The organism is Bacillus sp. DE0042, from assembly GCF_007680225.1.
Lineage (GTDB): Bacteria > Bacillota > Bacilli > Bacillales > Bacillaceae_G > Bacillus_A > Bacillus_A wiedmannii.
Window position 1 is genome coordinate 31,484 of record NZ_VEJP01000012.1, and the last position, 15,419, is coordinate 46,902.

A 15,419-nucleotide genomic window follows, 5' to 3' on the forward strand; every position below is an offset into this window, starting at 1 on the left:
GTAATTATGTATGTGTTGAAAATAAATTATTAACTTGTATCCACAAAGTTTAATCCGCAATTTAAATCAAAAATGATTTGTATGTATATGGTAAATTAAGGTTGTGAGGAGGTGCTAAAATGCATGAAGAATATAAAGAGATGATAAAGGAAGCAATTGAATATATAGAGGAGCATTTACATGAGGAGCTTACAACAGAAAGAGTGGCCTCTCACAGTGCGGTATCGATGTACCATTTTCATCGTATTTTTCAAAGGTATATTGGGATGAGTGTAACGGATTATATTCGAAAGAGAAGGTTAACTCATGCTGCGCAAGTCTTAGTGTCAACGGAGAGGGCTGTTATTGATATTGCAGTACAATACGGCTTTTCCTCACAAGAGGCATTTACGAGAGCTTTTAAAAGAATGTTTCAATTGCCACCGAAGAAATATCGAAAGTACTTCCAGTCATTTTATATAGAAAGAGAGGGTGTTTCAATGCAAAAAGGTATACCGAAAGGATGGATCTTAAGTGGAAGTCATCCTGCTGAATATGAGATGGGTTTAGACTATGAAGTTGCCCATCAAGGAAAAGTATCTGCATACATAAAGGCAAAAGAGAATGTTACACATGGAGGATTTTCAACATTAATGCAAATGTTTCGAGCGGATAAATATATAGGTAAAAGATTACGTTTAACAGCATTTATTAAGAGTGAGAACGTAAGAGATTGGGCAGGATTGTGGATGCGAGTAGACGGAAAAGATACAGAACCACTCGCTATGGATAACATGCAAAATCGCCCAATTAAAAATACGAATAACTGGCAATCGTATTCGGTTGTATTAGATATAAAAGAAGGAGCGCTTGGTATTGCATTTGGTGTCTTATTATCAGGAGAAGGTTGTGTGTGGCTAGATAGTATTCGATTTGATGAAGTGGATGAAAAAATTTCTTCAACAGATTTGGCTGAAAACTTTTATGAAACACTACTAGAAGAGCCGGTAAATCTGCAATTTGAAGAGATAGAAAAGTAAGGAGAAAAGATATGCTCAAATATGTAAAACTAATAAGTATTAGTTTAGTAGTATCGTCTTGTATTATGGGAATTAACTATTTAATTAGCTATCTTTGGTCAGGGCATATACCTTCTTTGACGTGGAGAACATATTTGATATTTATCGTTATATTTATGATGAGTTTTAGTTCAATGCAAAAAGAAGGGGGAGAGGATTATTGACAATAGTCTTCTTCGCCTTTCTTTCATTAACACAAATGTTCATAACTGTTTTCGGAAATGCAGGTATGATCTTTAATATAATTTCACTATCGCTACAACTTGTAAGTTCGGGTGTAATTGTACCACATGAGATGCTTTCTAAAACATATCAAACAATCGGCGAATTATTTCCCGCAACATATGCAGCGAATGGCTATTATACAATAATATTTGGGGGAGTTAGTTTAGGAGAAAATATTATTTCGTTATTAGTCATTATATTAGTTACACAATTGGTAGCAGTAATTACTGTATCTATAAAAGAAATAGTAAAGAGAAGAAGTCATGTAGTTAAAGAAGTATAAAATAAAAACGGTATCCGCCGAAGGATACCGTTTTTATTTTATTATTTTGCAACTTCTGTCCACTTGTAGTTAAATTCACCGCCGAAGTCAGTTGTTACAAGTCCTTTAATGAAAGAGCGTTGTAAGTAAGAACGACCTTGTTGGTATAAAGGAGCGACAGCACCGTCTTGTAATAGGATTTTTTCAGCTTGCTTCATTGCTTCAAAGCGAGCCTTTTCATCACCAGCTAAATCTGTTTTCACTTTATGAATGAGCTCATCATACTCTTTGTTAGAGTATTTATCGAAGTTATAAGCACTTTCTGTTGTAAATAAATCTAAGAATGTAATTGGATCAGCGAAGTCAGGGCCCCAGCCATCAATTCCAATTTCATAATCACCACTTAATAGTAGTTTCAACTGTTGTTTACGTGGTTGTGGTTTTAAATTCACTGTTAATCCATCTAGATTCTTTTCTAGTTCACCTTTTAAATATTCACCAGTCTTTTTAGCTAAAGCATTATCGCTTGTTAATAGTTCGATTGTTACTTTGTCAGTACCAAGTTCTTGTTTCGCTTTTTTCCAGTTTTCTTTCGCTGTTTTCACATCATCTTTGACTAGGTTTCCATTTTCTTTACGGAAGTCGTTGCCTTCTGGACTTTTTGCAAATTTTGCAGGAACCATTCCTTCAGCTGGAACAGCGCCGTTATTTAAAATTGTTTCTACGTATGCTTTTTTATTCATTGCTCCGTTAATAGCAAGGCGTGCATGTTGATTTTTTAATGTTTCATTTTTTTGATTGAGTCGTAAAAATTGAATGCCAACTTCAGCGCGGTCTTTGAAATTTGGATCACCCTTATATTTATCAACAAACTCCGCAGTCAAAGCAACACGATCAATTTGTCCTGAATCGTATAAGTTAACTTCTGTAGACTTATCTTTAACGACATTGAAGTTGATTTCTTCTAATTTTACAGTTTTAGCATCCCAATAGTTAGGGTTCTTCTTCAATTGGAAGCTTTGCTCGTGTTTCCAGTTATCTAATGTGAAAGCACCGTTGTAAATTAAATGATTTGTTTCTAAACCATATTTATCGCCCTGAGATTTTAAGTAATCTTCATTAATTGGTAAGAATGTTGAGAATGTCGTTAAGCTTAAGAAGTAGGGAACAGGACGGTCTAGTTGTACTTCTAACGTTTTATCATCAAGAGCTTTGACCCCTAGTTGATCAATTGGTAATTGTTTCTGGCTTATTTGTTTCGCATTCTGTATATCGAAGAATAAGAATGCATATTCAGCTGCTGTATCAGGATTTACGGCACGTTGCCAAGCGAAGACAAAGTCCTTTGCTGTAACTGGAGTACCGTTTGACCATTTTGAATCACGCAGGTGGAATGTATATTTTGTTTTATCGGGACTAAGGTCAACCGACTCAGCAACACCAGGAATTGGTTTGTTATCTTCTCCCATTGCATATAAACCTTCAAAAACATTTCGCATTACGCTCATGGATTCCCCATCCGTTGCTTTTGCAACATCCATTGTTGGAATTTCTGAAGCGAATGATAAGTTAATTGCCTGCTTATCAGGTGCTTTATCATTTGCTTTCGCTCCGCTTGCATGATCTTTATTTCCCCCGCAAGCAGTTAGTAATAGACTTGCCCCTAAAACAGATGCAACAACAGGTACAACTTTTTTCTTCATTGTTCGTTCCTCCCTAAATGTGTTGTTCGTAACGTCGTAATGTCCACGTTTTGAAGTGTAGCTATAGAAGAAGAGAAAACCTATTATAGATATGTGTATGTAGGTAATCAGGTGTTCTATATGTATATACATGTTGAACTATAATCTATCGTTATATGTTTCAACGTAGTAGACGTTATATTTTGATGGTGAAATATTTCGTTTCTTTGATTATTTAGAATATTAACACTGGAAATAACTATATGTCAATAATAAAAATAGATTGTTAATTTCTTAGAATAATATATTAAAAAAGCAGATTTCCTCGTATTAGGGAATCTGCTTTTCATATGTTTTGCTAAAAAAACAATTGGTGTGGGCTAATAATCAGTGGGGATGAAGAAAAACCCACTGATTAAAGTTTCGCTTTATTTTTCAATTTTTGCCCATTTGAAGTTTAATTGACCTGCAAAGTCTACTTGCACAATTCCTTTCACATAAGGACGCTCTAAATAAGATTCGCCTTTTTGGTAAAGAGGAGCGATAACAGAGTCTTTAAATAATATTTTCTCGGATGCTAGTAATGCTTCCCAGCGAGCTTTTTCATCACCAGCTAAAGTTGTTTTTACTTTTGCTATTGTTTCATCAAACTCCTTATTAGAGTAATGATCTAAGTTGTAAGGGTTATTCGTTGTAAATAGCTCAAGGAATGTAATTGGATCCGCAAAGTCAGGGCTCCAGCCGTCAATTCCAATTTCGTAGTCACCTTTTAATAAAAGTGAAACTTGTTGTTTACGTGGTTGCGGCTTTATATTTACCGTTAAGCCATCTAAATTCTTTTCTAGTTGTCCTTTTAAGAATTCACCAGTTTTCTTTTCAAGGTCACCGTCACTTGTTAATAGTTCTAACGTTATTTTTTCAGACCCAAGTTCTTGTTTTGCCTTTTTCCATAATTCTTGAGCAGATTTTGTATCAACCTTTGTTAAATCGCCGTTTGCAGCACGGAAATCTGTTCCGTCAGGTCCTTTTGCAAAGTTTTTCGGCACGAGACTAGAGGTTGGTGTAGAGCCGTCATTTAATAACGTATTTACAAAGGATTTTCGATCAATTGTTTGATCGATTGCTTGGCGTGCAGAAACGTTTTGAAGTACTTTGTTTTGTTGATTCATACGTAGAAACTGTACCCCTACGTTTGGCCGTTCTTTAAAGTTAGCATCCTTTTTATATTTATCAACGAAGTCAGATGTTAGTTTGATACGATCTAATTGTTTTGACTCGAATAAATTTACTTCTGTAGATTTTTCTTTTACGACGTTAAAATTGATTTCTTCCAGTTTGACAGTATCTTTATCCCAATAGGTAGGGTTTTTCTTGAATTTAAAGCTTTGTTCGTGCTTCCAATCGCTTAGTGTAAAAGCTCCGTTGTACAAGATTGTATTGTCTTCTAAAGCGTACTTATCACCTTGTGATTTAAAGAATTCCTCGTTAATTGGTAGAAATGTTGGGAACGCTGTTAAGCTAATAAAGTACGGAACAGGACGTTCTAATTCTACCTCAAACGTATGGTCATCAATTGCTTTTACACCAAGTTGATCGGCTGGAAGTTCTTTGTTGTTAATTTTTGTTGCATTTTTAATATCAAAGAATAGAAATGCATATTCAGAGGCTGTTGCTGGATCAACAGCTCTTTGCCAAGCGAAGACAAAATCTTTCGCTGTGACAGGAGTGCCGTTTGACCATTTTGAATCTCGTAAATGGAATGTGTATTTCGTTTTATCACCACTTACTTCATGAGATTTTGCAACACCAGGGACAGGTTTGTTACCTTCACTAAGATTATACAAACCTTCAAATACGTTTCTCATTACTTGACCAGAATCAGTATCTGTAGCACGAGCTGTATCCATTGTTCGTATTTCAGTAGGTGAAGATAAGTTCAAAACCTGTTTACTAGGCGCCTCGTCTTTTGCATTTGCTCCGCTTGCTTCATTTTTATAACTACCGCAACCAGTTAATAAAATACTTACTCCTACAACTGATGCAATACCGGGTACAAACTTCTTTTTCATTTGATTTTCCTCCTAAATAATTAAGTTTGGATGATGATGAGGGAAATGAAAAATAAAAAATCCCTCTTTTCATATTGAGAAAGAGGGATTTTTACGTACAAGTTATGCACCCGTATATAAACGAAGTCCCTCATTCTATCTTTCAAGCACAAAGCTTGCAGGAAGTGGCACAGTATTCAAAATGAACCTGTTGCCGAGGTTTCAAAGGGCCAGTCCCTCCACCTCTCTTGATACAATGAGTAAACGAATAAATTTTATTAATTTTTGTGTTTCTTTGATAATTCAAAATCTTACACCTTGGATAATGAAGTGTCAACCAATTGGGATATAGTTTAAATTTTCAGTTTTCTTTAACAGGAAAAACCACTGCATATGGCAGTGGTTTTTCTACTAGAAGTTAAAGTTATCTGGATCTGGACCAACGCGACGATCTTCATTTAGAGCTTGAATTGCTTTCATGTCATCAGCACTTAATTCAAAATCAAAGATATTTGCATTTTCAATAATGCGATGTTCTTTAATAGATTTAGGGATTGTTACAACTTCATTTTGTAAATCCCAGCGTAAAATAATTTGTGCAGTTGATTTATTATATTTTGTCGCAATGTCTTGTAATGTTGAGTTATCAAGTAGTTGTCCCTGCATTAATGGTGACCAAGCTTCAAGCTGGATGTTATGTTCTTTACAGAAAGCGTGTAATTCTTCTTGTGCTAAACGTGGGTGGTATTCCACTTGGTTGACCATTGGCTTAATTTCAGCGATTTCAAATACGTCTTGTAAGTGGTGAATGTGGAAATTACTCACACCGATAGCACGAACACGGCCATCTTTATAAAGTTTTTCTAACGCTTTCCATGATTCAGTATATTTCTCTTTTACAGGCCAATGTACTAAATATAAATCTAAATATTCTAGACCTAATTTCTCTAATGTAGTTTCAAATGCTTGAAGTGTCGTTTCATATCCTTGATCGCTATTCCATACTTTTGATGTAACAAATAATTCTTCACGTGAAACACCTGATTCACGAATCGCTTGTCCAACGCCTTCTTCGTTTTGATAGATTGCTGCAGTATCGATGCTGCGGTAGCCATTTTTAATTGCTGATTTTACAGAATCAATTACTTCTGAACCATCTTCTACTTTAAAAACACCTAAACCGAACCAAGGCATTTTCACACCGTTATGTAATGTTGTATAGTCTTTTAAACTTGTTAAACTCATATTATTTCCCCCTAGCTTTTTTGTTTGTTGCTTCTACTGCTTTTTGAATTGCCTCTGAAAAATTATATTCATATAAAGCTTTGAGACCTTCAGCTGTGGAACCACCTGGCGTTGTTACTTGTTCGCGGAGGTTAGCCGGATCTTGCGTTTGTTCAAGCATAGAAGCAGAGCCAGAAATCATTTGAATGACAAGGTGTTTTGCAGTTGCTTCATCGACGCCATAACTTTTTGTTGCTTCAATCAAGCTTTCAGCAAAGTAATAAAGGAAAGCAGGTGCACTTCCAGTAACTGCGGTAAGCTGATGAACTTCTTCTTCAGTACAAAGTTGCGAAGTGCCAATGCCTCTTAAAAGTAGTTGCAGGGTTTCTTGATGCATCTCGTTTACTGATTGTCCCATTGTATATAAAGAGATAGACTTTCCAATTTCGGCAGCTGTATTTGGCATAATCCAAGCAACAGGTGTTCCCTCTGGAAGTCTTTCTTCTAAATAAGATGGGCCAATGCCGGCGGCTACCGTTACGACAAGTTGATTCGATAGTAACGGAGATAATTCTGCTAATAATTCTTCATGTGCAGAAGGTGGCATTGCTAAAACAATCGTATCAACAGATGTAACATGCTGCTTCCAATCTGTTGCAGTAGACACATTATATCGCGCTCGTAATTGTTCTAGCTTTTCTACGTTGCTGCGGTTAGAAACGATAATTTCTTCGATGTATTCTTTGCTTGTTTTAAGTAATCCGGAAAATATAGCTTCTGCCATACGACCAGCACCAATAAATAGAATTCGATGTTTAGTTAGCATATCCTTTATTCCTTTCTAGTGAAGATATGTTATAAAAAACGATACCATCTTTAAGAGAATTTTGTAAAAAGAAAAGACTTGTAGTGAAAAGAATGAAATGTGAGGGAGGAGAGGTGATACAAATAAGGCTATAAAGATTATTATATTTAAAAAATAGTTGTAATAAAAAATCCCTGAAGCAGCTAAGCTTCAGGGATTGATAGATTATAAGTTTATGCTTTTGTCATACCTAACAATACAGCGCCGCCGATAATTAAAACACTACCTAGTGCAATAAAGATCAATTGACGTTTTGTTTTCTTTTCACCTAAGAAGACAATCGCACCGAATGTTGAGATAACGATTCCAGTTTGAGATAATGGGAAGCTTGTTGCTACTCCGACACGTGGTAATGAAAGAAGTAAGAATAAGTTTCCAGTTCCCCATAGTAAACCAGATAAAGCATTACGGATTGCATATTTGTTAAATGGTTTATGTTTAGATGTCAATACAACCGCACCAACAAACATACCAACTGCTTGTGGTAAAATAGCAGACCAACCATCGATATTATACCAACGAATAATAATTACATATACAAGGTAACCGAAAGTAGAAACAATTAAAGTAAGAAGTCCTTTTTTCAATTGTCCTGGTGGCTGTGCATTTTCTTTGTCATCTAGTGATGTGAATACAACACCAACTACGATTAATAGGATTGCAATCGTTCCCAGAACAATCGTTGTTGTAGTAGTCCACTCACGGAAAGCGATAACCCCAAAGATAGAAGTTGCAACAAGTTGCATACCAGTAGAAATCGTTACAGTAGTTGAAACACCTAGTTTTTCAACTGTTTTTAATTGGTTTACTTGTCCTAAAGCCCAGAATAAACCTGAAATAAAACCAACAATCAAGACTGTCATTGTTAAAGCTGGTTGAGTAAATACATACATAATTGTTGCGAAGAATAGAGCGCCGATTGTCATACCTACCGTTTGGCTATATGCACCACCGCCCATTTTTACGCTTACTAATAAGATGTTTCCCCATGCAATTGCAGGAAGAAGCGCTAATAAAATGTCCATTACAAGACTCCCTTCGGTTTTCTATACCAATATAATTACATATCGTTCTAACGATCGGTAATGCCCCACTAATAGAGTAGAAGATTACCGATCGCTAAAACAGGATGAAGAATTCACGATATAAATGCGTTTTCATTTCTTCATTTTTTGAAACACCTCCATATAATAACAGGAAATTGCCTATTTTAGAAAGTGAATTCAAATAAAATGTATATTTTAATAAAAGGTAAAATTCAGTTATTTCTCGACGGTATATTTTATTTCCTGAGAAATAAAGAAGCAGCTTCGAAAAAAGCTGCTTTAAGGGTTAGTAATTCTTTTATTAATAAGCTGAATACATAGCAGAAATAGGAGTGACATACTAATAGTGATAACTACAAGTGTCCAGGCGAGCTGCATATTACTTGCATCAATCGCCATATAAATTGCAGTTGGGATTGTCTGTGTTTTACCAGGAATGTTCCCAGCAAACATGAGTGTAGCACCAAATTCCCCTAGTGCACGAACAAAGCTCAAAATCATTCCACTTAGTAATGCAGGAAATGCAAGCGGAAGTGTGACGTGTAGAAAAACTTGATATTCACTCGCACCAAGGTCACGAGCACTTTCCTCAATTTGTACATTCGCAATAGAAAACCCTGTTTTTGCTGATTGGTACATGAGCGGAAATGCAACAACTGTAGAAGCGATGATTGCAGCAGTAGATGTGAACATCATGGACTGCTGAAATATTGATTCTATCCATGTTCCAATGGGACTATTATTTCCAAAAATGATAATGAGAAAAAAGCCGATTACAGTTGGTGGAAGTACCATTGGTAATAAGAAAATAGTTTCTAATATTATTTTATATCTCCATGAGGAGCGTGCTAGCGCTCGCCCGATAATCGTCCCTAAAATTGTAACGATAATGGTGGCGCATGCAGCTACTCGTAAAGATAGAAAGATTGGTGACAAAATGGCATCAAAGCTCATGGCAATTATGACAGGACTGTAAATCCATATTTCTTAAAGATAGATTGTGCATCTTTTGACTGCAAATACTCATAAAATGAAGTCGCCTCTTTCTTATGCTTAGATTCCTTTATAACACCTAAAGGATAGTGGATTGGCTCATGCGAAGTAGCTGCTGCTGTCTCGCCAATCTTTACTTTGTTTGAAATAAGAGCATCGGTTTTGTATACAATACCAGCATCGACATTACCTGTTTCTACATATGTTAACACTTGGCGAACATCTTTTGTAAATACGATTTTATTTTGAATGTCATTCCATAGATTTTCATGTGTGAGAGAAGCCTTTGCGTATTTTCCCGCAGGTACTGATTCAGGTGTACCAAGTGCGATTTTCTTAATTTTTTCATCTTTTAAATCTTGAATTTTTGTAAGAGAACTATCTTTTGGGACAACTAGAACGAGTTCATTTCCAAGAAGATTTTTCCCTTCTTTTTCATTAATAAATCCTTTTTTAACAAGGGTTTGGAATTTATCTTCGGCTGCTGAGAAGAATAAATCAGCAGGCGCGCCTTGTTCAATTTGTTGTTGAAGTGCACCAGAAGCACCGAAGTTAAAAGAAAGTTTAATATTAGGTTCTTTTTCTTTATATTTTGTTTCAATTTCTTTTAGTGCATCTTGTAAGCTTGCAGCAGCTGATATAGTAAGTTCTACTGCTTTTCCTTCTTTAGCAGTTGATTTCTCTTTCTTATCTCCGCTTGTACATGCAGCACTAAATATAAGAAGAAAAGAAAGTATAAGTGCCCCGATGGATCGTAATGTAAACTTGTTCATAAAAAAATCCCCTTTCGTTTTGACATAATTAATTATAACTAATTATAACTAGATATAACTAGTTATAATTGAATATAATTTGAACGATGTAGTTGTTTTTAATATAGGAGAAATATTCTTTTCTTTGTTACAATGAAGGAAGAAAGTGAGGAATCGTCTATGGATCATCATTCCTACACAACGGAAGAAGTAGCGAAGCGATTAAAAGTATCAAAATTAACTGTATACGATTTAATTAAAAAAGGAGAACTGCCTTCTTATAGAATTGGTAGACAGATGCGCATTGATGCAACGGATTTAGAACAATATATAAAGCAAATGAAAACAGGGAAAATACAAGGTACTCCTGTAAAGAGCGAAGATAGTAGAGGCTTGAATACATGTATTATTAGCGGACAAGAACTAACGTTAGATATGTTGGCAAAACGTATAGAAAATCGCTTGCCAAGTTCAAATATATTAAGGGCATATCAAGGTAGTTTAACGAGTTTAGTAAAAATGTATCAAGGAGAAGGAAGTATCGTTAGTCTGCATTTGTTTGATGGAGAAACAGGTACATATAATGTTCCGTATGTAAAACGTATTTTAGTTGGACAACCATGTACGATGATTAATTTATTAGCAAGAAACGTTGGGTTTTATGTGCAAAAGGGAAATCCAAAAAATATAAAAACATGGGCTGATTTATCTCAATCATCTATACGATTTGTAAATCGAGAAAAAGGTTCTGGCATTAGGGTGTTAGTGGATGAACAATTGCGCATTCAAAAATTAAATAAAGAGCGTATTAGTGGATATGAATGGGAAGAGTCGAATCATCTTGGTGTTGCCACGCAAGTCGCAAATGGAAAAGCTGACGTAGGAGTAGGTTCAGAAAAGTTTTCACAGATTGTAAATGTAGACTTTATTCCAATCATGAAAGAACAGTATGATTTAGTGATTTTGAAGAATAAAGAAAATGAAGAGCTGATCGAAGTCGTGAAAGATATTCTGCAATCGGAAGAATTTCATAATGAATTAAAAGCGATTGGCGGATACGATATGACGAAAACAGGCCAAATTATATATGAAACAAACTAAAAAGCTGCTTGTCTATAAGACGAGCAGCTTTTTTTATATATAAAGGGGTTTGGGGAAACAAAGTATTAAACAAGACCTTGAGCAAGTGTATAAATGAAGGCCGTAAGAAGAGTAGCTCCACTTGCAAGTCCGATAAAGTGAAACTTTAATCAGTGAGGGCGGGGTATCCCTCGCTGATTATTAGCCTTCACCAATCGGGCTTTTACGGGCAGTTGATCCCAAACCTAACTTCTTTGATTTCGTTGAATTTTGAAGTGGGAGTCGTACTGCCCGTTAATGCGGGGAAAAGTCTGATTTGTTGAAAGTAATGTTGTTCATTATAATCTTTCCTTATTTGTTTAATGTAGTTGCGACGGCTTTTGCATCGACAAGTGCGGATAGCACCATGCCCATTGTATTTAAAAATTTGTTTGATTTCATTTTGCTCATCATGCGTATCCGCTCCTTTTCGAATTGTTGTTGCCCTGCTTTATGTCTTAATTATAGGAAATATGATGGCCCGCAACTATCGAATTAGCTTACGGGAGACTTACATTTGTGTAAGAAAAAAAGACATTCATGTAAGAATGTCCGTTAAAGCATATTGATATGATGATGCTCTTCAATTGTTTTTAAGAAGCTGCGCATTGAATTCGTCATGTAGCTATCTTTACGGCGTATGAAAACTGTTGAAATACTACCGTATTTTTCAGGAATTGCATGACAATGTACTTTACCTGCTTTAGAAAGATGATGGACAGCAGACTGTGGTACGAGTGTAATTCCAAGGCCGAGTGCAACACTGTTTAATATTGTCTCTAATATATTAAATTCCATAATTCTTTTTGGGAGCAAACCTTCATCTTTAAGCCATCGTTCTAGTTTGGAACGGTATCCACATCCTTGGTTAAAAACGAGTAGGGGCGTTGTTGTAAATTCTTCTATATGAAAAGCTTTATTTTGTGTTACAAGCATTAATTTTTCTGTACTAACATCGTATTGTTCAATTAGTGGATGTTTAATAGGCCCTGATATAAAGGCGCCATCTAATTGATGATCAAGTACTTCTCTAATCAATGCTTCTGTTAGACCCGCTTGTAATGATAAATCGACATTCGGATAGCGTTTATAGTAAGAAGATAAAATGGTAGGTAATGTACTTACTGTTTCGACTGTACCGATTTTTAATATGCCAGAGGGAGTTTCACTATCTAAAAATACTTGTTTTAGCTCGTCAACATCTTGCAAAATTTTATTAACATAAACGAGCATTTTTCTTCCTTCAGCTGTGAGAGTCATGCCTCGTTTATGACGATAAAAGAGCGGTGTTTTTAGCTCGTTTTCCAGTTGTTTAATACGTGCAGTTACATTTGATTGTACGTAGTTTAATTCCTTTGCTGCACCGCTTACACTACCGCGGTCGGCAACGCTTTGGAAGATTTGTAAGTCTCTTAATTCCATAGTATGATCCTCCTTGATGTTAACTATCATTATAAGTGATAGTTAACATCATTTTGAATCATTTTACGTGATATATTTTTTCTTTTACAATTCTCTTTGTGCAAATAGAAAGAAGCGGGGGAATTGTGTTGAGAAAAGGTCAAATGATAATAGGGGCTTTAGCATGTTTAATTGCAAGTATGTCATGGGGGGCAATGTTTCCGGTTGCTGATCATGCGCTAGAATACATAGATCCATTTTATTTTTCGCTCATTCGCTATGGAGCGGTGGCGATCGTACTTATTGTATTGTTGTTAATGAAAGAAGGAAAACAGGCATTTCGTTTAGAGGGAAGAGGAAAGTTACTCGTCTTTTTCGGAACGATGGCGTTTACTGTATATAATGTACTTATATTTTTAGGTCAAATGTTAATGGGGAAATCAGGCGTGATGGTTGCTTCTATTATGGAAGCACTGATGCCGATGATTTCTATTTGTATTCTATGGGGATATAAGCATGTAAAACCGAAAAAGTATATGATAACGAGCATGATTATCGCCTTTGTAGGAGCTGTATTCGTTATTACGAAAGGTGATATGAGTTTCTTTTTAACATTGAAAGATAACATGTTTTCACTGGCCTTTATATTTGTTGGTGTTGTAGGTTGGGTTATTTATACGATGGGTGGTCAAACGTGTAGCGATTGGTCAACATTACGTTATTCTACGTTGACGTGTGTATTTGGTACGACTGTCACAGGGATTATAACTGTAATCATTACATCGTTTGGATACGTATCGGTTCCGAGTATGGGAACGATTTCTATCGTGAAATATGATTTATTGTTTATGATGACATTACCAGGTATCGTAGCGTTACTTGCTTGGAACTATGGTGTGAAAATTTTATCGTCCATTAATGGGATTTTATTTATTAATTTTGTACCAATCACGACTTTAGTTATTATGATGATGCAAGGATATCGAATAACAATGTTTGATATTATAGGGACTTTACTTGTTATTGCAGCACTTATTCGCAATAACGTTTGTCAGAGAAAAGAAGAAAATATAAACAAGCGAAGTTTACAAGAAGAGCAATTACGTCAAGCTGTTTAATAAGCAATTGGAGGATTTCACATGTTAGAAAGTTTATTGTTTTTCTTCGCCGTCGGAGTTGCCTGCGAGCTTGCAGCAATTAACCGAAATGGTCGTAAAAAGATAAAACAACAAGCTGAGCTGATACAGCTTTTAAAAGAATTGAAAGAAAGAAAAATGTAAAAAGACGACCGGGCATAGACGGTCGTCTTTTTCTATATAAAGGGGAAAGGGGACACAAAGTTATACAAGCGTAGCAGCGTAAATAAAAGCAGTAAGAAGAAGAGAGCCGCTAGCTAATCCTAAAAAATCTAATTTGTTAAAAGTGATGTTATTCATGATGAATTCTCCTTACTTGTTTAATGTGGAAGCAACAGATTTTGCATCGATTAGAGCGGAAAATACCATGCCCATTGTATTTAAAAAATTGTTCGTTTTCATCGTGTTCATCATATGAATCCGCTCCTTTTCGAATAGTTGTTGTTTCTTTCTGACTTAATTGTATGAAATATTTGGGGAAGTAACTATCGAATTAGCTTACAAGAAAATTACACTTTTGTAAGAATTGAAATGTAACAATTAATACTTAAAATTATTACCAACTCCTAAAACTTAGTGTTATAATCGTTGTAAGAGAATGATTATAATTCGGATATTCAGAAAGGAACGAAACAAATGTATAAACCAATTACATTTTTGTTGAAATATATATTTAAAACAGCTGGGAAAGTAGAAGTGCAAGGAAGAGAAAAGTTACCAGAAGGTGGCCCATATGTTGTTGCATGTACACATACAAGTTTTATGGATGTATTAATGTTAGCTACAGGGATGTACCCGACCCAAATTCATTACATGGCAAAAAAAGAGTTATTTGAAGGGAAGTTCAAAAATTGGTTCTTTAAAAATGTGAATGCATTCCCTGTAGATCGTGCGAATCCAGGACCGAGTACACTTAAAATTCCATCACGCCTATTAAAAGAAGGGAAAGTAGTAGGGATTTTCCCAAGTGGAACACGATCAACAGAAGACGTTTCATTAAAAGCTGGGGCTGTTACGATTGCTCTGCGTTCTAACGTTCCGTTAGTACCGGCAGCTTATGTTGGTCCATCAAGTATAAAAGAATTAATAAAAGGGAAAAAGGCGCAATTGATTTTTGGAGACCCAATTCAAATTGATGCTGAAGAACAAATAGATCGAAAGACAGCTATGAAAATGATGACAGATCAATTAAATGAAAAGTTTGATGAGCTAAAGGAAACTTTGCAATCAAATCAAAAGTAAGAAAAGACGACCGGGCATAGACGGTCGTCTTTTTTATTACTATTTATAATAAAGGGGAAAGGGGACACAAAAGTTATACAAGCGTAGCGGCGTAAATAAAAGCAGTAAGAAGAAGAGAGCCGCTAGCTAGTCCTAAAAAATCTAATTTGTTAAAAGTGATATTGTTCATAATGAATTCTCCTTACTTGTTTAATGTGGAAGCAACAGCTTTAGCATCGATTAGAGCAGAAAATACCATGCCCATTGTATTTAAAAAATTGTTTGATTTTATTTTGTTCATCATATGAATCCGCTCCTTTTCGAATAGTTGTTGTCCTGTTTCTGACTTAATTGTATGAAATATTGAGGAGAGTAACTATCGAATTA

At 35.4% G+C, this 15,419-nt stretch carries 17 protein-coding genes, 1 pseudogene and 1 riboswitch; of the genes and pseudogenes, 7 read left to right on the top strand and 11 right to left on the bottom strand.

Translation table 11 applies throughout. The features are described from left to right. Positions 1 to 119 precede the first annotated feature (119 nt). From FS802_RS28575 to FS802_RS28585, 3 genes are read left to right on the top strand one after another with little or no spacing between them, the layout of a single operon-like run. Entirely contained in the window at positions 120 to 1,019 is a 900-nt protein-coding gene (locus FS802_RS28575) for a helix-turn-helix domain-containing protein (protein ID WP_000544212.1), read from the top strand. Positions 1,020 to 1,030: 11 nt separating this feature from the next. After that, the gene (locus FS802_RS28580) at positions 1,031 to 1,222 is read left to right on the top strand and encodes a hypothetical protein (protein ID WP_000922555.1); all 192 of its coding nucleotides are present in this window, start codon (positions 1,031 to 1,033) and stop codon (positions 1,220 to 1,222) included. Beyond that, positions 1,219 to 1,566, top strand: coding sequence for an ABC-2 transporter permease (locus FS802_RS28585; protein ID WP_000156937.1), 348 nt, complete (start codon positions 1,219 to 1,221; stop codon positions 1,564 to 1,566). The genes FS802_RS28580 and FS802_RS28585 overlap by 4 nt, the downstream gene beginning before the upstream one ends. 41 nt (positions 1,567 to 1,607) lie before the next feature. On the opposite strand, the gene FS802_RS28590 is transcribed toward FS802_RS28585, so the two are convergent. The 7 genes from FS802_RS28590 to modA all read right to left on the bottom strand — a co-directional run bounded on the left by FS802_RS28590 (position 1,608) and on the right by modA (position 10,176). Then, complete coding sequence (locus FS802_RS28590; protein WP_000731055.1) at positions 1,608 to 3,248, bottom strand: peptide ABC transporter substrate-binding protein; 1,641 nt, start codon at positions 3,246 to 3,248, stop codon at positions 1,608 to 1,610. A gap of 407 nt (positions 3,249 to 3,655) precedes the next feature. Beyond that, positions 3,656 to 5,296: a peptide ABC transporter substrate-binding protein gene (locus FS802_RS28595; protein WP_000726490.1), complete on the bottom strand. Its 1,641-nt coding sequence runs from the start codon at positions 5,294 to 5,296 to the stop codon at positions 3,656 to 3,658. A 132-nt stretch (positions 5,297 to 5,428) separates the two neighbouring features. Further along, a riboswitch (SAM riboswitch) is annotated at positions 5,429 to 5,533 on the bottom strand. Positions 5,534 to 5,686: 153 nt separating this feature from the next. Further along, positions 5,687 to 6,520 (bottom strand): aldo/keto reductase, encoded by an 834-nt coding sequence (locus tag FS802_RS28600; RefSeq protein ID WP_000060175.1) that lies wholly within the window; start codon positions 6,518 to 6,520, stop codon positions 5,687 to 5,689. 1 nt (position 6,521) lies between these two features. Further along, positions 6,522 to 7,325, bottom strand: a complete 804-nt coding sequence (proC, locus tag FS802_RS28605) for a pyrroline-5-carboxylate reductase (RefSeq protein ID WP_000956271.1) — start codon at positions 7,323 to 7,325, stop codon at positions 6,522 to 6,524. Positions 7,326 to 7,537: 212 nt separating this feature from the next. Beyond that, positions 7,538 to 8,389 carry a GRP family sugar transporter gene (locus FS802_RS28610; RefSeq protein WP_000353549.1) on the bottom strand — a complete coding sequence of 284 codons (852 nt, stop codon included), beginning with the start codon at positions 8,387 to 8,389 and terminating at the stop codon, positions 7,538 to 7,540. Positions 8,390 to 8,689: 300 nt separating this feature from the next. Further along, positions 8,690 to 9,364, bottom strand: a complete 675-nt coding sequence (gene modB / locus FS802_RS28615; protein WP_002096926.1) for a molybdate ABC transporter permease subunit — start codon at positions 9,362 to 9,364, stop codon at positions 8,690 to 8,692. A 5-nt stretch (positions 9,365 to 9,369) separates the two neighbouring features. After that, positions 9,370 to 10,176: a molybdate ABC transporter substrate-binding protein gene (modA, locus tag FS802_RS28620; protein WP_001032227.1), complete on the bottom strand. Its 807-nt coding sequence runs from the start codon at positions 10,174 to 10,176 to the stop codon at positions 9,370 to 9,372. 132 nt (positions 10,177 to 10,308) lie between these two features. Here modA and FS802_RS28625 point away from each other — a divergent pair, with 132 nt between their 5' ends. Continuing rightward, the gene (locus FS802_RS28625; RefSeq protein ID WP_000657105.1) at positions 10,309 to 11,256 is read left to right on the top strand and encodes a helix-turn-helix transcriptional regulator; all 948 of its coding nucleotides are present in this window, start codon (positions 10,309 to 10,311) and stop codon (positions 11,254 to 11,256) included. A gap of 65 nt (positions 11,257 to 11,321) precedes the next feature. On the opposite strand, the pseudogene FS802_RS28630 reads toward FS802_RS28625, so the two are convergent. Together FS802_RS28630 and FS802_RS28635 are read right to left on the bottom strand one after the other, a co-directional pair. Continuing rightward, positions 11,322 to 11,402, bottom strand: a pseudogene (locus tag FS802_RS28630) (DUF3948 family protein); the annotation flags it as partial. 427 nt (positions 11,403 to 11,829) lie between these two features. After that, positions 11,830 to 12,696: a LysR family transcriptional regulator gene (locus FS802_RS28635; protein WP_000423062.1), complete on the bottom strand. Its 867-nt coding sequence runs from the start codon at positions 12,694 to 12,696 to the stop codon at positions 11,830 to 11,832. A gap of 128 nt (positions 12,697 to 12,824) precedes the next feature. Here FS802_RS28635 and FS802_RS28640 point away from each other — a divergent pair, with 128 nt between their 5' ends. Together FS802_RS28640 and FS802_RS28645 are read left to right on the top strand one after the other, a co-directional pair. After that, positions 12,825 to 13,793, top strand: coding sequence for a DMT family transporter (locus FS802_RS28640; RefSeq protein WP_001225442.1), 969 nt, complete (start codon positions 12,825 to 12,827; stop codon positions 13,791 to 13,793). Between the two features lie 21 nt (positions 13,794 to 13,814). After that, positions 13,815 to 13,955: a YrzO family protein gene (locus FS802_RS28645; RefSeq protein WP_000894064.1), complete on the top strand. Its 141-nt coding sequence runs from the start codon at positions 13,815 to 13,817 to the stop codon at positions 13,953 to 13,955. 60 nt (positions 13,956 to 14,015) lie between these two features. On the opposite strand, the gene FS802_RS28650 is transcribed toward FS802_RS28645, so the two are convergent. After that, positions 14,016 to 14,111 carry a DUF3948 family protein gene (locus FS802_RS28650; protein ID WP_001060007.1) on the bottom strand — a complete coding sequence of 32 codons (96 nt, stop codon included), beginning with the start codon at positions 14,109 to 14,111 and terminating at the stop codon, positions 14,016 to 14,018. A gap of 336 nt (positions 14,112 to 14,447) precedes the next feature. On the opposite strand from FS802_RS28650, the gene FS802_RS28655 reads away from it, so the two are divergent. Further along, positions 14,448 to 15,053 (top strand): lysophospholipid acyltransferase family protein, encoded by a 606-nt coding sequence (locus tag FS802_RS28655; protein WP_000277785.1) that lies wholly within the window; start codon positions 14,448 to 14,450, stop codon positions 15,051 to 15,053. A gap of 73 nt (positions 15,054 to 15,126) precedes the next feature. Here the strand turns inward: FS802_RS28655 and FS802_RS28660 are convergent, their stop codons facing one another. After that, the gene (locus FS802_RS28660) at positions 15,127 to 15,222 is read right to left on the bottom strand and encodes a DUF3948 family protein (protein ID WP_001060007.1); all 96 of its coding nucleotides are present in this window, start codon (positions 15,220 to 15,222) and stop codon (positions 15,127 to 15,129) included. Positions 15,223 to 15,419 lie beyond the last annotated feature (197 nt).